General features: G+C 48.3%; 11 protein-coding genes. 3 read left to right on the top strand and 8 right to left on the bottom strand.

What is annotated here, in order from left to right; genetic code table 11:
- Positions 1–36: 36 nt before the first annotated feature.
- Together KDK17_RS01790 and KDK17_RS01785 are read right to left on the bottom strand one after the other, a co-directional pair.
- Positions 37–507, bottom strand: coding sequence for a glycine zipper 2TM domain-containing protein (locus KDK17_RS01790; RefSeq protein ID WP_257275978.1), 471 nt, complete (start codon positions 505–507; stop codon positions 37–39).
- 71 nt (positions 508–578) lie between these two features.
- Positions 579–2,909, bottom strand: a complete 2,331-nt coding sequence (locus KDK17_RS01785; protein WP_257275980.1) for an inositol phosphate phosphatase SopB — start codon at positions 2,907–2,909, stop codon at positions 579–581.
- 395 nt (positions 2,910–3,304) lie between these two features.
- Here KDK17_RS01785 and aspA point away from each other — a divergent pair, with 395 nt between their 5' ends.
- The 3 genes from aspA (at position 3,305) to KDK17_RS01770 (ending at position 6,973) form a co-directional block, all read left to right on the top strand.
- Entirely contained in the window at positions 3,305–4,741 is a 1,437-nt protein-coding gene (aspA, locus tag KDK17_RS01780; RefSeq protein ID WP_257275985.1) for an aspartate ammonia-lyase, read from the top strand.
- A 635-nt stretch (positions 4,742–5,376) separates the two neighbouring features.
- Positions 5,377–6,030 (top strand): response regulator transcription factor, encoded by a 654-nt coding sequence (locus KDK17_RS01775; RefSeq protein WP_257275982.1) that lies wholly within the window; start codon positions 5,377–5,379, stop codon positions 6,028–6,030.
- A gap of 433 nt (positions 6,031–6,463) precedes the next feature.
- The gene (locus KDK17_RS01770) at positions 6,464–6,973 is read left to right on the top strand and encodes a response regulator (RefSeq protein WP_257275983.1); all 510 of its coding nucleotides are present in this window, start codon (positions 6,464–6,466) and stop codon (positions 6,971–6,973) included.
- Positions 6,974–6,979: 6 nt separating this feature from the next.
- On the opposite strand, the gene sbcB is transcribed toward KDK17_RS01770, so the two are convergent.
- From sbcB to KDK17_RS01740, 6 genes are all read right to left on the bottom strand, one after another.
- Entirely contained in the window at positions 6,980–8,404 is a 1,425-nt protein-coding gene (gene sbcB, locus KDK17_RS01765) for an exodeoxyribonuclease I (protein ID WP_257287206.1), read from the bottom strand.
- Positions 8,405–8,406: 2 nt separating this feature from the next.
- Entirely contained in the window at positions 8,407–9,045 is a 639-nt protein-coding gene (locus tag KDK17_RS01760; RefSeq protein ID WP_257275199.1) for a YigZ family protein, read from the bottom strand.
- Positions 9,046–9,113: 68 nt separating this feature from the next.
- The gene (locus tag KDK17_RS01755; protein ID WP_257275201.1) at positions 9,114–9,479 is read right to left on the bottom strand and encodes a PilZ domain-containing protein; all 366 of its coding nucleotides are present in this window, start codon (positions 9,477–9,479) and stop codon (positions 9,114–9,116) included.
- Positions 9,480–9,515: 36 nt separating this feature from the next.
- Positions 9,516–19,862, bottom strand: a complete 10,347-nt coding sequence (locus KDK17_RS01750) for a hypothetical protein (RefSeq protein WP_257287205.1) — start codon at positions 19,860–19,862, stop codon at positions 9,516–9,518.
- Positions 19,863–20,083: 221 nt separating this feature from the next.
- The gene (locus KDK17_RS01745; protein WP_257287204.1) at positions 20,084–20,980 is read right to left on the bottom strand and encodes a hypothetical protein; all 897 of its coding nucleotides are present in this window, start codon (positions 20,978–20,980) and stop codon (positions 20,084–20,086) included.
- Between the two features lie 202 nt (positions 20,981–21,182).
- Positions 21,183–21,986, bottom strand: a complete 804-nt coding sequence (locus KDK17_RS01740) for a hypothetical protein (protein WP_257280449.1) — start codon at positions 21,984–21,986, stop codon at positions 21,183–21,185.
- Between the last annotated feature and the right edge of the window lie 318 nt (positions 21,987–22,304).

Genomic DNA, 22,304 nt, shown 5'->3' with positions numbered 1-22,304 from the left:
GTCAGAGGGCTTTGAGCAAGCCCATCCACCTTTACTTCACTGCACCTTAACAACCCGACTGGCAGTGCCCTGGGTAAGGATCTTTACCTTATCGCCCGCAGCGAAGTTAACCGCAGGGTCAACCTGTTGAACAACAGAAACATAAGAGCCATCATCCAGCCTCACTGTCAGCTCAACCCCTTGCTTAGAAGTAATTTTCTTCTCGGCCATATTACCCAAAACACCACCGGCAACGGCTCCAGCTACTGCAGCAATGGCGCTTTCACGCTGACCACCAATACTGGAAGCGGCAATACCACCCACCGCTGCACCCGCCACAGTACCAACCTCGCCCTGGGTACCTTCCAGTTTGACCAGTCTGGATTCAGCTACTGTACCAAACCGGACTGTCTGCATTTGACGCGCTTCAGAAGCAGAGTAGGTAGTCCCTGTCTGATCGGTCGTACAACCGGCCAGAGAGAATGAAAGCAGCAAGACGATCCCTGTGTGTTTGATCCTATTATTCATAAATGTGTCTCCCGGTATGTTTGATTTCTGTTTCCCATCCAGCTTAGACCGCGCCATACAGACAAAATTCCTCAGGAGCGCACTATTTTGGAAAGCCCTCTGACTTCTTCACGAATGTCAGGATCACCAACTCTTTCGGTGATCGATTTAACATGTTCTGTTTTATACCCCCGGACACCCACGTTTTGTTCCTGAACTTCCAGATTACCGCTTTCCCGGAGAATCGTCTGGAACAAGGCTCTGTCAGCAGGATCCAAAATAGGCCCAGGCTCAGGTACTTTGCCAGTTTCCGGATTAATTCTGGCCGCCAGAAACTTGATTTCGGCATCCAGCATTCCAGTTCTGTCTTTACCGCTTTTGCAATTGGATATTGGCACAGCCCCCACTTTATGAGTCAACAGGGCTACTCTGCACGCCAGTTTATAGGCATCATGATGATGATGGTAGTGCCGACCTTTTTTATAGATCGACTTAATCTGGGCAGTGAGATCCTCTACTGATCGAGCATCCCTTTTTAACTGATCCAGTTGAGCATTCAGTTCAGAGACTTTTTTTCTATCACCAGCCGCTTCGGCGCCCCTGGCCTGCGCCATGATGGCCTCACCTTTCTTTGAGATATTACTGAGAAATTCACCGGCCATCCCCCCTTGAATGCCCGCTTTATCTGACTTGCCCACCAGCATTTCCATAGCAGGATCGTTCATTTTTTTCTGGAAAGATCGCCCACCTGTTAACAGAGAAGCGCCACCCACCCCACCCCAGTTTACAGGAATGTTAAAGCGTGCCTGTTTGAAATTAAGTTTGATGGTTCGGGTCTGTCCATCAGCCCCCGGAAGTTCTAGTGTAACAGGTTGCTTTGCAGGATCGGTAAAGTGTTTGAAAGCTTCATTCTGAGCTTTTTGGATTTTTCTCTCTTTTCCAGAACCCAGACCGGTAGTGACCAGAGAAGTGGAAGTCGTCATCAGGGTCGGAACTGGCCCTCCTTCTGCTGCTGCCAGAGCTTGTTCAAAAATATCAGGCCGGGTTGCAAGGGCCGAAAGCAGGATTTCCTTGACCCTCGCTTTCCCCCCTTCAGCCCTGAGATCCGGATTCCCTTTGACACCATAGGGATCAGCAATCCCATGCCGTATGCCAGTATAGACATTGCTATTATTAATCGAAAAATCACTGCGATTCAGGCTTGTGGCATGATCTGTATTGGTGGAATCAAGACAGCCGACCCCACGACCTTCATAGTCAATATCATACAGGCGGGATACTTCACCCTTTACAGACTCAGGCACTCTGATTTCAGCCGCAGGCTGCTGCCTGGAAATGAATTCAATACCAGCCTGAGAAAAAGATTTTTCTGTCGTTTTCCAGGAACGATTATTTAACTGGTTGATATAAGCCGCCTCGAAATCGCTGGCCACGGTTTGTTTATCAACCCCTGCTGACACCAGGGCATCCTGCAGCATTTTCGGATAATCTTCGTTGGCCTTGCGCATCTCTTCTTTGCTGACAGGTTCATCGCCTTTTAACTGAACCGTTTGCTGAAGTCGTCCTAACTCATTCAATAGCTGTCGATCAAGATTGGTCAATCGCGCCGCAACCTCTTTATCCCCCTCGCCCCGGGCCGACTGAAGTTTATTATTCAGAACCTCTCTGGCGGTATCAAACTGTAGCTTTTGTAACTTGAAAAACTCTTTGTGGTCATGAGTACTGCCGGGAACAGCCACCTCAGCATCGGACACGGGCATCTGGTAGTGATTTAAAAGGGTCTGGGTATCCCTGCTTTCCTGCAGATGCATCTTGAACACTTCACCAGCAACCTCTCTATCGACATTTCTCAGAGATAATTCGTTGAGGAGTTTATGAGGGAGCTTCCGAAGATCATCCAACATCTCTTTCGTTACGGGTTCATAGTCCTGATGAATCTTTTGCTCATGCTGCTGGATGAACTCTTTCATTGCCAGAATCAGCTCACCACTATCCGTCTGTTGCCGGGCTTCACTGAGCACTTCTTTCGCTACAGAGACGGCCGCACTCTCATACTGATTTCTGGCCTGCTGATAAGCCCTTTGAACCTCAGGCTTGTCACCCTGATCCATTGTCACCTCGTCAAAGACATAGCCCTGCTGTTTGAAAATGCTGTCTGCCTGAGCCGGGGGGCGGGTATTGCCAGACACCCTCCAGGGTTCGGGCTGCCTGACTATGGCAACCTGTCTCTGCTGTATCGGAGCATCACGAGGCGTCCGTTTAGCCAGTCCTGACAACTTTTTCAGAACATTCCTGATGGATTTGACCACTCTGTTCTGACGACGGCTACGCCCGACCTTTTCCGTTTCCCCGACATCTGGCGCTGCTGCGTGAGGGTTCATTGATGTGGGCTGAAGACCCGTTGGGAGCTTGCTGCCATCCATTGCACTGACTCCTTAGTCGAGTATAAATTCCGTCTTCGGTCCTGATTCCCGGAAAAAGACCGTAACCAGTTTCGTTAGAGGGGCTGTCTGATTATACCGGGAACGAATCTGAGACCATTCGCTTCCGGGTTGAAGAGCAAACCTGGAATATGTTTCAGTAACATTAGCAATAAGCCCTTGAAACTCTATATAAAAGAATAGCCAAAGGCGAAGCTCATAACCTGTTAATGCCCGTTAAGACCTTTCATGATGAGATCTGTAATAGTTTGATAAGTAGAATTTCATATTGCCGGATGTTCTAAGCAGGAACAGACTAACCCTTGTTCTTTGAGGTGGTGGTTAACCAGACTCCACACCTTTTGTTGCCGATATTCCTTTTTAGTGGTGATACATCAATGGCACTGGATAATACTGATCTGAACGAATACCGCATCGAGCATGATCTGCTGGGTGAAGCCCCTGTACCCCGGGAGGCTTACTATGGCATCCAGACTCAGCGAGCCCTGGAAAACTTCAACATTTCCGGTGTCACACTGAACCACTTCTCTAACATTCCGAAAGCCCTGGCCATGGTTAAGAAAGCCTGCGCACTGGCCAACCGTGATCTGGGAATGCTGGACGCAGCGAAAGCCGACGCCATCGCGGACGCCTGTGACGAAATTATTGCCGGTAAACTGCATGACCAGTTCACCGTTGACATGATTCAGGGTGGTGCCGGAACCTCCACTAACATGAATGCCAACGAAGTCATTGCCAACCGCGCACTGGAACTAATGGGATATCGTCGTGGTCAATACGAGCACCTGCACCCTAACACACACGTCAACATGGCTCAGTCTACCAATGACGTTTACCCAACGGCCATGCGTCTTTCCATGGTATTGAAGCACAACGAACTGGTTGTAGCCGCCAAGAGTCTGAAGAACGCCTGTGATGTCAAAGCAGAAGAGTTTAAGGACGTTCTGAAAATGGGTCGTACCCAGCTGCAGGATGCCGTGCCTATGACGCTGGGCCAGGAATTCCGTGCTTTTTCAACCACCATTGGTGAAGACATTGACCGTATCAAGGATATGGCCAAGCTGCTGTGCGAAATCAACCTGGGTGGTACTGCTATTGGTACGGGTATCACTGCCGACAACCGTTACGCACCCTTAGCAGTTAAGTACCTGTCTGAGATTTCCGGCCAGAATATGATTCTGGCGGGTGACTTGGTAGAAGCCACCTCTGACATGGGCGCTTTTGTCATTTTCTCCAGCGCCCTGAAGCGAATGGCCGTAAAGCTGTCCAAAATGAGTAATGACCTGCGACTGCTCTCCTCCGGCCCTCTGTGTGGTTTTAATGACATCAACCTGCCTGAAATGCAGCCTGGCTCTTCCATCATGCCAGGCAAGGTTAACCCGGTTATTCCTGAGGCCATGAGCCAGATCGCTTTCCACGTTATTGGCAACGATCTGGTAGTAACCATGGCTTCTGAAGCAGCCCAGCTGCAGCTAAACTACGCTGAGCCGGTACTGGTTTACAAAATTCTGGAATCCATCCAGCAACTCACCAACGGTATGTTCATGCTGTCCGATCGCTGCGTTAAGGGCATCACTGCTAACAAAGATATATGTATGGATTATGTCTACAACTCTGTTGGCCTGGTCACCGCTCTTAACCCCTATCTGGGTTACGAGAACTCCAGCCGTATTGCCAAAACGGCCTTGAAGACCGGTCGTCGTGTAGTAGACCTGGTTAAGGAAGAAGGCTTGCTGACGGATGAGCAACTGGCCGAAATCCTCAAACCAGAAAACATGATTGCGCCACTGGACCTGAGCAGCAAGGTACACTGATCGTTAAAATCAGTCGTCTATATTGACACAAGACACAAGACACAAGACACAAGACAAATGACGCATGAAAAGCCGCACTGCTGCCGGTGCGGTTTATTTATTCTCTGTTCGCTGACCCTCTCTGGGGAATGGGAAGCATCACACCGTTGTATCACACAAAACCTCCCCTTCTGCATACTTACCCATACTTAATGTACATTTACAGTAGATTTACCACTTGGAATGTATATTTTTTTCATTAAGATTGCGTATTCCGTGAGGCGATCAGTAGAAAGCGAAATTATCTAAACCATTCAAACGTAATTACGACTTGGAAATATCGGACATCCAATAATCAAAGCTCAGTATACTGGGTTGAAGTACGCAAGAAGCCGTCCAGCGAAATCCAGGCAGAGCAGCCCACTTAGTGTATGCTGTCAAAGAGGCATCAAACGGTACAGAGATTAGTAGCGTGACGTATTGTTACTCCAAGGCATTGTTAGAAACCTCTGCTACACTGAGATCGAATTCCACAGCCGTTAAGCATGTAACAAAATGAATGATGTGGTTCTACCTTCGCAAATTTTCTCCTGCCTGACGGCGTTTGATTACTAATCCGTTTACGGCAACTTTTATACAGTTACAGTGGAGTCGTTATGCAGCAACAGGATATGAAGCAGGAGCCCACCGTTTTCATCATCGACGATGACGAGGCTGTGCGTGATTCGCTGAAAATGCTGATGAAGTCTGTTGGACAGACAGTAGAGGCTTTTTTTTCCCCAGCCGAGTTTCTGGAAGTTTACGATGAAAACCGTCCGGGATGCATCGTTCTGGACATTCGTATGCCAGGAATGAGCGGGCTTGAGCTTCAGAGCAAGCTCAATGAAATGCACTGCATTCTGCCTATTATTTTCATTACCGGACACGGCGATGTGCCGATGGCGGTTCAGGCTATCAAGGATGGCGCAATGAATTTTATCCAGAAACCGTTCCGTGACCAGGAGCTTCTGGATCTGATTAACGATGCCTTGAAACTCGATGCGCAGCAGCGTCGTGAGCTGCTGGAGCACAAAGAAATTCTTCGTCGTCTTTCCACACTAACTGACCGTGAGCGTGAAGTCCTTCATCATGTTGTTGAAGGCAAGGCGAACAAGGTTATCGCTGCTGACATCAACCTGAGCCAGAGAACGGTAGAAATCCACCGCTCTCGTGTGATGGAAAAAATGGGCACCAAATCCCTGGCCCACCTTGTGCGTCAGGTTATGCAGGTTAAAGAGCACCTGGAAGGCGAATTTTACTTCAAGGCCTGACCTTAATCCGGGGCGTCTTGTATGGATAACGCCCCGGGTCCATACCCTCCTTTTAGTGGTCTGCACAGTGTCTTGTCAGTCCATTGCACGCTTGTACCTCTCCTCTCAATTATCTCCACATTCCCTGCGAAGCCTTGCGCCGCCTTTTAAGTAGTCCCCGTACAACGTCTAGTACATCCCTCCATTCAGCAATTTTGAGTCTAATCCTAAACTCCTATTACGCTTTGAGAGAGCTGAAGACAGTGATCAATTTTTCTTAAATGACCGAAACTTTTTTGGCTACCAAGGGTACCTGAATACTTTATTAACAAAAAAGCGATTATTTCAGAAAAATCATCTACCTTATGGCGACTAAAGTTTTTCTTTCATTGCTGGTAACGCTCTGCTGGATACAAATGCCCTGTGTTAAGAAAGCAGGTCTTTCTTTCAGAGCATGAGTACAACAGATTCTCCACCTTCTGGCAGGTTACCTGATTGCCTTACGGAAGCTGGCGTCTCGGCAAAAGACTCAAGTATTGTTATTGAATTGACCATCAAGGCTGCCCCTATGAGCTTGGCAACAAAAGCTACCGTGTATCTACTGGAACAGGATACAAATGTTACCGACACCATCCGCGGCCTGTGTGATGAGAAGTCAATGCTACTGGAATGCTTCAGCAACAGCAGTGAACTGTTGATGGCCATTCAGAGCAGAAAGCCTGACTGCATCATTGCTGAGAATGAGAAAGAAAGTGAAGAAGCTATAAAGCTTCTGGAGGCCCTGAACGAGGATGAATATGATATTCCTTTCATCGTTCTGGGACACCATAATGATGTGCATACTGCCGTAGCGGCCATTAAGGCAGGGGCTGTTGACTACATCGAAAAGCCCGTTATTTATGGCCGACTTGCTGAACACTTTAACCAGGTGATCGGAGGGGGAGGAGAAGCCGCTGCTGTTTGATTCATTTCAACTCACAGATGATTCAAGCTTCCTGACGTAATCGGCCAACTCATCAAGAAGAACCTGCTGTGCGATCGAAGCCACCCCCCGGGCTTCATCTATAGCCTGCCAAAACGAGCCATAGCCCAGAATCCGATTGTCACCGTCAGACAATCGCAACTTTCGATATGATTCCCACGCATCCAACTCCTCGACATCCAGTGTCTCTGGATAATGTCGTGCACGATAACGAAACAACATTTCATCCAATCGAGCATCATCGAAAGAAAAGCCCAGTCTCACCAGACTGGAAGACTCCGAAGACCTGACCACCTGCATCCGCTCTTTATCTTCTTCTGAGAAAAAACCACCCGAATAGATCATCTGATCCGGATCGCTGGAAACCTTTTCTGGCACCGAGTCAAATACCTGCTGAACCTTCTGCATCACTTGTGGATGCTGCAGCAGCCATTCCCTGTTCTTTAAGTTCAGATTCAGATCGATCCCCAGCCGTTGCTGGTCCTCAGGCCTGAGTACTTTCAAGGGAGCCACCACCGGGCATTTATTGATATGCACCACTTTCAGCGCAATCCTTTCCTGTCCTTCTTTGGCGGGAGAGAATAAACGCTCTTGTATCTCTGCCACCGACAAGTCCATCAGCACTTCAGGAGAGACAGACAAGTCAAAGACTACCACCCCATTGCGATTGATGGGATGCATGGCGAGAGGCATCACAACAGCAAGACAATGCCTGTCAGCACCAAACATACCGGAGACATGAACAACAGCCTCTTTTTTTGTTAGATTCAACTGCTGGAAAACCTCCCTCTTATTACGGAGGTTCAGGATAAAGTTGAAGACCCTGGGCTGCCGCTCACGTATCAGACGTGCCATCGCTATGGTTGCTCTCACATCTGACAAAGCATCATGAGCGTCACCATGATCAATCCCGTTCGCCTGAGTCAGGTCCTCCAGCTTGTAACTGTTAAAACCATCTTCTCTTTTGGGCCAGGTTATACCTTCAGGCCTCAGCGCTCCTGTTAATCTCACCAGATCAATAAGGTCCCAGCGACTGTTTCCGTTCTGCCACTCTCTGGCATAGGGATCATAAAAGTTTCGATAAAGACTGTTACGAGTCACTTCATCATCAAAGCGAATTGTGTTGTAGCCAACGCCACAGGTTCCGGGTTGCATCAACTCGGTATGAATCTGACGAATAAACTCCGGCTCAACCATACCCCTTTCGTTGACTGCCTGTGGTGTCAAACCGGTGACCAGACAGGCCATGGGATGCGCCAGATGATCCCGGGGTAGCTTGCAAAATATATTGAGAGGCTCCCCGATTTCATTCAATTCGGCATCGGTTCTGATCCCGGCGAACTGGCAGGGCCAATCCGTCGCAGGATCGGTTCCCCAGGTTTCATAATCGTGCCAGTAGAAACTTCTCAGCATGTTCACTCCTGCCAATGCAATGAAATCTTCCCTTTCAGGGACTCTGTCACCCTGGAAGTAAAGTCAATTCTGGTAGCTTCGGGCAATTTAATCTGGATAACAACCCGGTCACTATAGTCACAGTGAATGATTTCTCCTGACAGGGATTCCAGCCAGTGTCGAAAAGCTTGCTCATTGGCATAATCGAGCAAGGCAGTTCCCTGAATCATGGGGACACATTCAACCACAGGCAACTGTTCTACGGCTGACTGAACTGACGCACCGTAAGCCCGAACCAGTCCTCCGGCTCCCAACTTGATGCCACCAAAGTAACGTACCACAACGACCGCTACCTCTCCGATCTGACGATGCTGTAAAACATTGAGCATAGGCTTGCCAGCCGTGCCGCCGGGTTCACCATCATCATCAAAACCCAGGACGGTATTTCCCTCGGGAGGACCGGCAATAAAAGCAAGACAGTGATGGGAGGCATCATGAAACTGATTTCTCAGAGATTGCTGGAAGGAGAGCGCTTCGGCTCTTGAGGTCACTCTGGACAGGAAAGTAATAAAACGGCTTCGCTTGACTTCCGCTTCCCACTGAAAAGAGGAGTCAGGTAATAGATCAGGCACCCGATAACGGCCCGTGGGCTGGCTGGACATTCAATTCTCTTGTTGCACTCAAAAAGCATGAACCGAGTGATCGTCAGCTATATTTTCCACTCAACCTGTCAGCACTCAGTGAAAGAAAAGTACTCCTTGAGTACTTCAACCAAGTCAATAATATCATGCCCTGCATTGACAATACTGTAGCCAGAATCAAAAAACTCCGGACCCACGTCTGGCTTACACCAGTGACACCGGGCATCAAAGTCAATATGGTTTTTCTCTTCATCAGGTCCGGGCAGCTTAATTCTCATACTGTAAACCGCACCAATGAGAACCGGTACCGTACTGATGAGCATCAAACCATTGCTGCTGATGTTACCAATACTTCCTATTTCCCTGAGCGTGTTCCTGTTGTATACAGTCAGATATTCATTCAACTGATGACGCTTGATGCTGCGGCGTTCCTTGCCGCGTGGAACCATAGACATAATCTGTATTCCTTTACTGCCCTACCTGTATAAAATTTAAACCAGAACCTTGTACAACCTGCTCTGCCTTAACTCACTCTGCCTGAGCATTAACTGCTGCTCACGCTCTGTGATCTTTTTCTGCCCGTTGGCAAATGCGCCAAACTGCTGCATTAATGCCCTTTCAACTTCATCCACACAGTCCCTGAACTCTTTTTGGACCGGGTGCTGGCATAACTTGACGGCACGATTCAGCTCAGTTTGTCTGCCCTTCAGGGAAGCGGCTTGTGCCTGCATACTGTTCAACTGACTTTTGTTGGATATACAGTCGGCTTTAATGCTGAAATGATCTTTGGCAACATCGCAATCCATAATCGCCTGCCTGGAATTCCCAATCAGCGTCCACTGCCCCTGTTGTCCCTTCTTCCTCCATCTGAACTTTTGAAAGGTGGTAGAGACGTCTTCAGGCGGCGTGAGATCCATAGCTTTGATTTTGGTAACACCAACAGTATTCTTGCGTAGAGATAGCTGTAAAGCCGGATCAATATCAACACATTGAGTGATCACGGCCATCATCTGCTTTTCTATTGCAGCAAGATCCAATACTCCCCGATTAATCACGACTTTCATGACAGCCTCCATCATGTGCTGGTAAGCCTTCTGTAGGGTGACTTCCGTTTTCATCGCTTCCTGCACGCCTCCTTCGGCCTTCAGCTTTTCCCTGCTGTTCCCGAGGCTATCGATAATGTCCCTGAAATACTTAGAACCTGAAGCTCTATCCCCTAACTTCTTCACAACATTATAAAGCTCAGTTATTTTCAACTGAGCTTCTTCTAAAGCGACGTCGCTCTGATGAATCAGCTTGGCATTGGTCTCACTCACCATGTCTTTGCCATCCAGCCTGACCCCTTCGCTCTTTAATTGCTCGAAGTAACCGCTGAGGCGCTCACGCATCGGTTCTGAATCCGCTGTTTCAAGCAAATCCTCCTGATACGTTCCCGGCAGAACAATCCGCCTATCCATCGATTTGAGAAAGTTTGTCACTTCTGACTTGAGGCTGCTAGTGACAACAGCAACCGCTTCCGCAGGAATGCCCGCGGCTTTCAAATCCAGGTTATCCACCAGACTGACAGCTTCATTATTCAGCCAGTGATGCTCCTGCGCATAAACTTTATCCAGATGGCTGTTGACCCTGGCCTGCTGCAACGCTTGCTCACAGCTAAGCGTATGATTACTTCTCTCACGATTGGCAACATCAACGGCCACCAGTTCAAGCCATGCATTCTTACAAGCCCACTGGCAGGCTTTCAGGTTAACCAGCTCCTGAAAGGCTGCCTGAGAGAGACCCAGCTCTGCCCACTCCTTTTTACCCAGCTCAGCCAGTTCGTTTCTTATTTGAGGCAGGCTCTCTAAATAACCCCTTCCGCCTTCTTCAGTTTTTTGAATAGGAAACGTCACCGTTTGCTCAATCACTTTTTTCAGCGCAGGAGAGGCATTCTCTATCCCCTCAGGAAACAGGTTATCCTGGCTCGCCATGGAGTCATCCAGGGCTTTCAGAGCCTGAGTAAATGCCTCTTTCTGTTTGTCTGCGCCTTTGATGCCATCAACCGCATCCAGATCAACGGCCATGAATACCTTCTGAGCCTTATGCAAATCCTTGCTGTCACGGATAAGACGACCCAGTTGCTGAACCAGGTAGTTCTCATTGGCTTCACCACCAGCCTGACCCACCAGCCCGTGAAAAATACCCACAGTCGCACCACCCTGGGGCATGTCAGTGCCCACGGACTGGGCTTTACTCAGGTAACCATCGGTATTCTGCCCCCCCGAACGCCTGAGCTGGGTAATGGTTTCTGAAGAAGCTGACGCTCCCTGCCCATAGATCGGATCGTCCTGATACTGCATCTGCAAATTCTTGTCAGGGTCATAGTAGATGACAGACTTCTGAACGCCACCCATAGCCAGCCGTTCCCGGTTTAAAGTCCGACTCATCTGGTGTGCTTTTGCCGTAGACTCTTCACCCGATTCAGCACCATCAAAGAAAATAATCTGGGGCCGTGGGCCTACCCTGTGCAGAACATCGGTCAGCATCTTGTCCCTGCCCTGCGGGTCGGAGGAACTGAAAAACACCGGTTCAGCCAGCGACAGAAAGTGCCAGAAACGTTGGTTGGTGGTCACCGGGTCTGTCCTTGCCTTGTGACGCACTTCTTCAACACTGCCTGAAGCACTGGCCAGCGCTGCACAATACAAAGTTCCCAAAGTCGCAGAGAGTAAATGCCGGGCTTTACAGCCAAACAGGAATTCTGAATGTTTCAGATTGATACTCCGGGGTTCTACTTCAAAGGCATAGCCAAGCCCATTGATCACCTTCTGAACGGCCTGAGCCACTGATATCGACTCAGCCTCTGTGTGCGGCACCATTTCGCTGTCAAACTCGTCGGCAAAGACCATTGAGTTTCTAAGCAAATCGAGACAGGCATCCAGTTTTGCCAGTATTGCCTGCTTGTCCTGAATGAAACCTTCAGCGTCCAGCAAAGCCTGCTTCAGGTGCATCAGAATCTGGACATCCGTGATCGAAGCTCCCACCGGAACCCGCCCCTGAGCTAACAAAGATTGTCTGTCATCCACTGATGTAGCGGCGGGTAAGCCCAACAGGATATTCTCAACCTCCAACAACCTGGCAACGGATAACTCAGCGGGTGCTGCAAAGCAGGTCTCAAGGTTCAATCGACAATAGTTCTGCCCCTTGCGGGCATAATACTCACGCAACCCTTTGTCCAATTCTGCCTGGTTCGTTTTGGGAGCCATAACAATGACCGAACGGTGCGTGTCAGAGCCCAATTGCGCAGAAGCGTGATCCGTCAACGCCAGTAACAGTGTACTTTTACCGTAGCCGGTGCCTTTGTGAGACAGCATGGCGACCTCATGGCCATTGGCCCATTGGCTGACCCCCTCCAGTGTCACAGCCAGTTCCTCGGCCTGATCGGCTGACAAGACAATATGATGCCTTCTTTCAAAGGACAGAAGCGCCAGGTTTTTGGTATCCAGCAAAATGTTATCGTAACTGCTGATTCTGTTATTGAGATTGCTCTGCCTGGATGCCAGCAGCGCCATATTCAGGTTCCATTCCTGACAACGCCTGATGTACTCATGAGGTTGACTCACCTGTTCAAAGGCGGCAAAGTCCAGGTCCACCAGCTCATGCTGAAGTATCTCAAGCTGCTGACCAATAAGACTGCTTTGCTCAAGATCAATATCCACCAGCATCAATTGGGACATGCGCTTGATAAAGCCGTCAACATCACGACCACCGGGCGCCAGCCCCCTCTCAAAGTTACGAATAGCATGATCCAGCAGCTCGCCATCTGAAAAGCCCTGCAAATCCTCTTCAGAAGCATCGCGAATGTAGCTGACCAAACTTTTTTCCAGAGCTTTTTTCAACTGAAGTGTACGAACACAGTGCTTTCTGTTGTTAACGATGACCTTTTCAAAATTTCTCAGAACCGACTGCCTGTTGATTTTTAACGTTTTCCCATCAGGCATCCCGCGGGGCCCGAGAGTTTGCAACTCGCAACCGGAGTAGACCGAGAGGTTTTTAAAGACCTGTCCCTGAAAAGCATCTTGCTCTCCTTCAAGCGTTTTAATGATGCTTTCAGTAGCACTATGAGCACTATCATCCAACAGCTCTCTCTTCGCTTTCAGAAACGCTTGACCGACGTGGCCAAAACTGGCATTGACAGTAAAGGGCGAAAACTGTTCTGGATGAAAGGTTTCCTGGTGAGCACCGGTTTTCGGCTTCCTTGATTTTTCCTGAGCTACTTTTCTTACTACCGGAAGCTCAACAGGCAGGCTTCTGACACGCCCTTCACAAGGTGAACAGGTAAACGGAGGCTTGAGTAATTGACGGTCCACTTGCTGAACGACGTCCCTGTAACATCCGTCGATTTGCTCCAGGGAAACATTGGGCAGCCAGGCATTTTTCAGCGACTCAAGCTCAAGGACTTCGGATGGATACTCTTTGCGTGCCCTGGATGGCGTCGGACTATCCGTCTCCAGTAAACACGCCTTGCTCAGTAAATTCGCCTTAATCAGCTCGGCCCTGGGATTTTCTCCCTGGATGGGAACAGGGATCAGTTGATTGTTCGAGCCCAGCTCATACATAAAGCACTGCTGATCGGAAGGTGTTTTCTGAGCAACCAATATGACGATTTGTCCCGAAGCACTTTTCAGAGGAATCCAGTCCCGCTTTTTTTCTCTACCTTCAGTGCTGACCTGGAAGGGGATCCGGTAATTGGGATGCTCATGAAGAAAAGCTGGATCCACAGACCAGGTTCGTCCATCCAGCTGAATCTGCCAGTGCTTACCCGCTTTGGAATGAAAAACCAGTGAAGGTTGACATTGGGCACCCTCAGATAATTCAACATACTGGTCGCCGGTAACAAGGCTGGTTTTATGGACAGCCATCTTATTAAAACCATTCATGAAACTGTTTATAAGACAGTCAGGGTTCTGAGTCAGAGCACTGTGCCTGAAGCCAGCCTGAGTCTGCACATGTTCTGAAACATCTAACAGGGGAACCGGCGAATCGGGTTGAAAACAGGCAATTTCGGCTTGATGAGGATGTCCAACAGGTTGGTTTAAATGAACATCATGGGTCACACCTCTAAACTTCTGCTTTGGGTCGAGCCTCGTTTCCTGAGCCAGTAACTCCGTACACTGTTTTTCCAGCTTACGTCTGCGTGTGTCTCTCTCTTTTTCGGTGTTGTAATTCTCTCTGTGTTGCCTGACAGCCATGGTCAGAACCAGTGATCCGGGCCTTTTCAGCTCCCTTTGGATGGTTTTAAGTACCTTTGTCATTGTTGGTGTTGCGGGTAATTGAAATTCATCCCTGATCTGACTGAGTCCTACCAACGAAGCATCGGCGTAGTCAAAATCAACCCATCGCGTTGCCCCTGCCGCCAACTTTGAGGGCCTGAGTTGTTTGACAATACCTTCATGCTGCTCCTGTAAACTGGACAGTAGCGTTAACAGACTGTGACAAATTTGTGGATCCCTGACCATTCGCTCTTCCAGTGAAAGGTCTGCCAGTGTCTTATGACCGCCTCCCAACTGTTCGTCCAGTGTGACTTCAAACTCCGTTTTGAGACTTCCAAGCAACTTTGCTAAAAATACACGACCATGCTCAGGCACACTGCGCCCCAGCCTGGGTGGCAGATGTTCTGGAAGCATTCTCTGAAGTGAGTATTCGTAGTCTCTTAAAGCACGATGTCCTTCATCGGGCTCCCTGATCGTTGCGACTTTTTTCTTCCATGATTCATTCAGACGCTCCGAAGCAGATCTGGCGATAGCGCAAAGGGCATGTGTATAGAACTCCCTGTCCAGCTCTTCCGGATTCTTCGCCAACACAGTACTTATGCTGGTCAACCCTGAATCAACTATGACCTCAGGGTCTTCCGGACCCGCCTGAGCATCAGGCTTTAAGGCTTCAAGAGAGGCTTCAAACCTGTCCACCCGATCCTGAAAATCGTCCTGTCTCCTGGCCAGTATTTGTATGTTGTCCTGAGTCAGGGCTTTAATCCGTTCAATCTCGCGGGTAAAGTCATCAGCAAGAGTTCCATCCGAGGTCAAACCCCGGGCTTTTTGATAGGCTTGCCCGATAGACTTCAGCTCCTTGAGAAATTGCTCATGGAGCAAGATCACTGCTTTTCGGGAACTGCTCTTGCCCGGAAGATGCTCCGGGCTGGTGAAATGATAAAGTTCCTGCTCTTTTTCAATCAGTTCCTGTCCTGAAGCCAGATCAGACCATGCCGTACTCAATTTTTGAATCAGGCTCGGTATAACAAAAGATCCGGGCCCCAGAGAAGTATATTCTTCGCTCTTGACCTCTAAAACGACTCCCCTCAGGTCTGTCCATTTGGGCAAAGAAGCATCTTGAGTGAGGTCAATAACGTCTTCGGCGGATGGATCAACCTGATCAGAAAACAGATCGGATAAAGCGGTTGAACTCACAGACTCCACCTCGGAAAGGTCGTCAGCAGAAGCCGCATCTGACTCATAATCAGAGTCACTAAGATGATCGCTGGCAACCTGAAGTTCAGCCAGCCTGGACTGCAAACTATTTCGTTCCTGCTCAAGATTATTGACAGCCTCTTCAAGTTTTTGCTTTTCCTGATCTCGCTCGTACTGTTCTTTCTCAAGACTCTGGACTAATTGTTGATTGGCTAACTCTTTCTCTTGCAACGCAAACGTATGGATTGATGCTGCCTGTCTGGACTGATCTGTCAGGGTTTTTAATTCAACCTTCAACTCTTCAGCTTCTTTCAACGCCCTATCCTGGCTGATATTGAGATCATCCACTTTAACTTGTAAGCTGCGGGCTTCTTTTTCGCTGCCCCTCAACAAGGCTTCCAGCTCAGCAACCTTTTTATCGAGTATTTTGCTTTGCTCTTCTGCTGTCTCTGAAAGTATTTTAAAGTGATCCTTGTTTTCTTCAGCCAGACGAATCTGGCTTTTAAGATCAGCCAACGCTACTGATTTCTGATTTTGTTCATCGTTAAGCTGCCTTTCCAGAGACTTTAGATTGATTTCTGCTTTTTCAAGACTGCCCTGCAAAAGAGACAGCTCTTCGCTCTGCTTTAAAGAGGCCGTACGGGCTTGATCTCTTTCTTGAGTTAACCTTTTTACTTCGAGCTCCAAGCCATCATATTCTCTGCCCAATGCTGTTGCATCACTCTCCAGACTCAACACCCTGGCCTGACTTTCTTCAAGACTGTTTTTCAAAGCAAGTAACTGTTTGTTAGTCCATTCAATGCTTTGTTCTTTTTGTTCGAGTGTGCTGTCTTTATGAGATAGTTCAAGTTTTGTCTTCCTGACCTCTTCCTGAGATTCACGAAGTTGCTGATCAAGCCCTTGGTTTGTTTCAGTGAGCCTCTCCAACTCAAAGCTATGTTGACTTTTCAGACTTTCGACACTGACCTGAAGGCCATGAAGTTGCCTATTGACCTGATCTCTGTCACGCGCAAGGGCATCGGATTCTGATTGAAAGTGGTCTCTTTTCTTTTCGGTCTCTTTAAGGCGACTTTCCAGCTCAGCCACTCTGGATCTTGACTCCCTGACCTGGCTTTCCCATTGAGTTTTTTCAAACTCGGCCGCATCACTACCACTTCGTAAACTACGCTCAGCTTCCAGAAGTTTTTGCCTGACTTCTTCTCGCTCTTGTTCAATTAACTGAATACTGTCTTGCAACTGAATCACTTTACTGTCATTCATTGCTTTCTCAGCCATCAGCTGCTGCTCCCTACGGGTCAGCTTTTCAATAGAACGACTTTGATCGTCTACTTTCTGGCTAAGCTCAGTCACTTTCTGCTGCTTTTCCTGAGTCCTTTGATTGGCTTTTTCAACCTCACGCCTGAACTCAATCTCTGCTTGTTCAAGCTCACGAACCCTGTCATTCTTTGCTGAGATCGAAGATGACAGTGAGTTCTCCCTGATTTTGGCCTCGGCCAGTTCATCTTCTTTCCCCGCTAGCAGATCCGTCAATCGAGTCACTTCCTGCTGGCTTGACTGAAGTTCCCGATGATAACGCTCTGACGTCTTCTTCAATTCAGGAATAGACTCATCGGCTATGGCAAGACGTTCCATCGCCTCTCTTTCCTTGCTTTTTGCTTCTGCCAATTTACTTTGCAATTTCTCTGAGTTCTGTTCAGCAACTTGTAATTGTCTTATGTGTTCAGTGACTTCTTCTTTCGACGACTGGGTCGCCCTTTCAGCCAACTCAAGCTCTCTGCGAAGTGCTGCCAGTGATGATTCGAGTTTCACTTTCTCCTCTTCAAGCGCATCGCTCCCGACCATCAATTCCTGAACTTTTTTCCTCTCGGCCACCAGCTCCTGATCTCTTTGTGAAAGGTCATGCTCTTTTGAGCGAAGATCTTTCTCAAGGTCGACTATTTTTTCCCTCAGTTCACGCTCAGTGCTCTCTAGCCTTGACTGTAACTCATCCAGTGCTGTCTCTTTGGCTGTGAGCTGAGCCTGCACCATCTGCTCAGAGGTTTTGGCTTTTTCGACTTCTGACTCTAAATTCGCTTTTTCTTTTTGATGGTTTTGTTCTGCAAGGCTCAGTTGCTCTGCGATCAACGCCATCTCAGCCTGATGAGTTTCACTTTCCTGCAAACCCTTATTCTGAACCAGCTGCAGACTCTGTACTTGCTCTTTCAGAGAAGTGACCTCATCTCTGGCTTCAGCCAACTGCACATTCAGTTCTTCCAGGCCTTTTAAGTCTCTGTCATAGTTCAGCTGCAAAGCTTCGAGCTCAGATTGTTTAGTCAACAACAAGGCTTCAAGCTTCGCTTTTTCTTCCAGAGCCTGACCCTCTATAAATTCCTTACCGCGTATCTGATCTTTGTGCTCAATGAGGGTTTGTTGCAAAGCGCTGATTTCATCGTCGTATTTCTGTCGTTCCAGATGAATCTCTTTTAATGACCGGGCTTTTACAGCAAACTCTGACTGCTGTTTCTGAAGCTCTTCTAACTTTTCCTGAAGATCCCTTTTGGTATCCCTCAATGCTATTCTCAGATCTTCTTCACGAGCAAGCGCACCCTTATGGTCTCCTTCAAGGGTAAAAAGTGATTGCTCTGCTGAATGGGCTCTGCTGTTTGCCGCCTCAAATTGCCTTTGAAGCTGATCCAGCTCTTGCTTATGGGTTTCTTCGATATGATTCAGCTGCTCTTCCAGTTTCCTCGCCTTTTCTTCAACCTCTTTTTTCCTGCTAGTGACCTCAACATGAGCCAGAACCCAATGATCATGATGCTTTGTCAGCTCTTTCACCTGCGTCTCAAGTTGCTCTACTCTTTCAGAATCGGCTTGCTTTGACGCTTCAAGCCCCTGCTTGAGAGCCTGAATTTCAGAGTGCAGCAAACCATTTTGCCTGAATAAATCAGCTACTCGCTCTTCAGCATTTTGATAGCTCCGCTGAAGCTCTGCCAGCCTGGCTCTTTCCTGTTCCAAATCATTTTCAAGTGCCCGATAGCTATCCAGATACTCCTGCTGAAGTTGCAGTGCCAGCTGATTCTTTTGTTCCAGAGCTGAAACAGCCTGCTGACCCAATTGCTGATGGTTCTGATGGGCGGCCTGAAGTTGACTTTGCAGACTGTCTATCTGTTGACCAGAAGCATCAATCTGAGTCTGGAGTTGTGAAATTGTAACGCCATTTTCAACCAGCTGTTGGTTTTGCTCGTTCATCTTGACTTGAAGCTGTCTGTTCACAGCTTCCAGCTCACCCAGCCAATCATCGGGATCGGGCGTTTCTGAACTCGATAATTCTCTGCTTTCAACAGAAGAATCATGGATGTTAACTATCCGGTGCTGCTTCTGACGTAATTGATGATCCCTTTGCTTGAGCTCGTCTCTTAATTCGGTGTGCTCTTTCTCAAGCTCACTGAGTCTTTCAGAAAAATGTACTGGCACTTTCCCTTCTTTCTGTTTAAGCGCTTCTACCTCATCTGTCAGTTCAGCCAACTGCTTACGAGTCTGCTGTAGCTCAGAGCCTAATGCTTCTTTCTCTGTTCTTAGACCGCTCAGTTCCTGCTGAGCCCTTGATAACTCGAAACTTTGAGGCGATAGAGCGGGTCCATCTGGCGGTCTGGGAGTTGCAAGTTTGGGCACCAACGGTGGCATGCCCAAACTATTCTCTGAAAAGATGACATCAAGATCTCGAAATGGATCATTGTCTTGAGGGATAGAAATCTCTTCAGAATGTGTTAGCCCGGGGGATTGCTGACAGTAGAACTCAGCGAGAGCCAGAACCTCACGATGCATTTTCTCCAGCTTATGTCTCTCCAACAGTCCCCTTTTCCAGGCTTCCTTTGATTGACCATTCGCTGTGATTGCATCGGCAACACCGTTCTCCATGACCTCAATCTGATGAATCATGGACCGGGCCATGGCCAGAGTCATTATATGCCCATTGTTGTCACCCAGGGCACATTCTGTCTGTTCGGAGTTAGCAGGCACTTTAAATCGCCAGCCCAACTCATCATGAAGCCTGCTCACACGTTCAGCCATCTGCAGTCTGGTTTTTCTGCAGGCCTTTTCCACCATCTCCGGCCTAATGCTTTCTCTGAGCCTGAAAAGAGTATGCTCAGGAACCGGGCTGATTGGGTGGACAGAGGCTCTGCAAACCATGCTGAAGGGTTTTGGAATCGAAGGTGCGCCAACTTCGACACGGGCGATATCCCTGTTTCCAATAGCGGTTGTGATCGGACGATTGCCCTTTTGAAGCCTGTTTGGCAGCTGAATCGAACCCACACCATGACTTATCTGCTCCTCAGAAGTCTGGGAGTCGTGCATTGATGTACTGTTCAGGTGATGGCTATGGGATGGGCCAATGCCACTGCTTCTTGAATCCATGCGGTCTACAACATCCGTTGAAAAACAACACAACTGCCAAGAAACAGCTCAAATTCCGGCACCTAAGATGCTGAATTCATACCCGTAGGATGAATTCACAATTTAAGATTAGCAGTGGGTTTCTATGGAGTTTTGCATTCCGGTGGCTTGAAAGCACAGCTCGTCAATGGGTGACTCTATCGCCTTTAAGGCATCGAAGCAGCATCAAAATGTCGGTATTATCAATTGGGTTGCCCTGACATGGCTTTGGTCGCCTTGCTCATAAGTTCAATAAAATAGGGAAGCAAGATCTGGTTGACTTCTGCCAGTGACGTCGTATCCAACCAGTCCGGGCCATTCGTGCGCCTTAGTTTCTCAAGCTCTTTCCAGCTCAAAGTGCAGGAGCCCAGACTAATAAAAGGTTTCTGCCCGCCATTACCCGGAATGACCCAGTCAAAACGAACCTTGCCAAGATAGGGCCTGATACTTTTTTCTCTCACAAAAAGCGGCTGCCTGGTAATAATTCTGGAATTGGCAGAATAACGTGCACTCAGCAGGGCGTCAGAATTAAACAATTCACCGGAACTTATAATCATGTATTTAATGTACGAATGAGACTTATACCAGCGCCTGAGCCGAGCTTCATCATAAACAGTACTTTCTCCCCCTAAACCGGCATATGACAGCCACTTTTTAAACTGGCAGCTGTCGATCTTACGGGTCATGTTTACTGGACAGGTATGTTCAATGCTGGATAAAAGGGTCTGATAAAAAGTCAGGCTGTCGCCAGCCCCGGCTAGTAGAAATTGAGATCTGAGAACCTGATAAATTCGCACACTGTTTTCCAGATCTGGCGACAATGTCAGATCACGGGCCACCCTGATAACAGGAACCAACAAACCCTCTGGTTTTGATTCCAGAAGAGCCATAAGATCTGCAGAAAATAAGCACTGCCCAGTCAGGGTCATATCTTCGTGAGGTACCAGAGACTTAAGGGCGGAGTGAGAGTTCTTGACCTGCCATTGATGAAAGTAAGTCCAGTCTGATGGTTTCTCTACGACAGTTTTAACGGACTCGGAAGTGTCTGGTTTACTCTCAAACCAGTCTAATAGTGTGCAGGAAGAGGTCATGGTTGCCATCGCAACCAACAGACATAACCGCCCTGTCATGGGAAAAAAGCCCATCATCGACCCACAACTCCGAAAAGGATTATTATTCTTAAATGTAGCCAGTTTAAAATGGCATCTCGCTTTTCATTGAATGGAAGGCAGTTTCCAGAAGCTGTTAGGGTGTTGTTTTGAACTTATCAGCTTCTGTAACCAATTGTTCCGGCAGTGAGGATTATTCCAGACCGAGACCTTCCCCGGGTGGATGTGTCAGACCTCTGACAGTATCCTCCAGTTGCTGCAGTTTGCGGTTGACCTGCACCCGGAATGAGTCAACGGCTTTAACTGCCTGCTGCTGATCCTCCACTTTCCTGATAAGTTCAGCCTGAAGCGTTTTCTGGTCAGCCACCTGCTTTTTCATTTCGGCAAACTGTTTTTCAAACTTCTCAAGACTGTCTGTCATGACACCCTGAGCGGCCACTTGCTCACTGCTGATGGCTTTCATTAACCGATCCATCTCACGCGTACTTTTCTGCAACGCGCTCAGTTGGCGAGATACTTTATCTGCTGTTTTGCCCGCTTCCTCTGCTTCCTTAAGCGCTTTAACAACATTATCCTTATTGATCAGGATCCACTGCCGGTTTCGCTTGTTTGAAACGTCCCAGAGCTTGCGAATTTCAGAACTCACTACTTCCAGCTCTGATCTCAGCGCTGAGCCACTCTGATCAAGGTTTTGACCGGTAGCAGTGACCTCTCCGGTCACGGTACTCAGTTTTTCCTGCGTGGCCTTCAGGGCCTGTCGGGTATCGGCCAGCTCCTGTTGCACCTGTTTGAACTGCCAGACGCCACCGGCTCCCAGCACAATAATCATGACCATTGTGAGCCAGGCCAAGCCATTTCCACTTTTACCTGAGGGACTACTCCCTTTCTTGACGGTAGGCTTTCCGTCAGTAGCCGCGGCTTTCCTGCGTCCCGGGCGCTCGTCTGCTGCAATTGAGAAATCCGGTATATCGTTGATTGCCTTATCCTCTTCTCTCATGGGTTTCTCATCTGTCTCTATTCCACTGTGGGCATTTATTCGCCAAGGGTCGTTGAGGCGCAATATTACTATGAAAAGGAGAACAGAATAACAGTAACAGAGTTAATAATCGCCGCTGAAAACCCGGAAAAGCACGGAAAGCATCTATCACAATCCGAAAATATTCGACGCTCAATACCATTCCAGGTATTTTTCTAACACCCAGCGGTTGAAGAGATATCAAAAGCCCCAAGACTATCCACCACATAGATTCGTAATCGAACCAATGTTAATATCGTCGCGCGAGATGAATCAGGTCAAACAAGACCAACCCTCAAG

Origin of the sequence: Endozoicomonas sp. SESOKO2, from assembly GCF_024606245.1 — a bacterium.
In the GTDB taxonomy this organism is placed as follows: Bacteria; Pseudomonadota; Gammaproteobacteria; order Pseudomonadales; family Endozoicomonadaceae; genus Endozoicomonas_A.
This window is presented reverse-complemented; position numbering and strand designations above follow the sequence as displayed.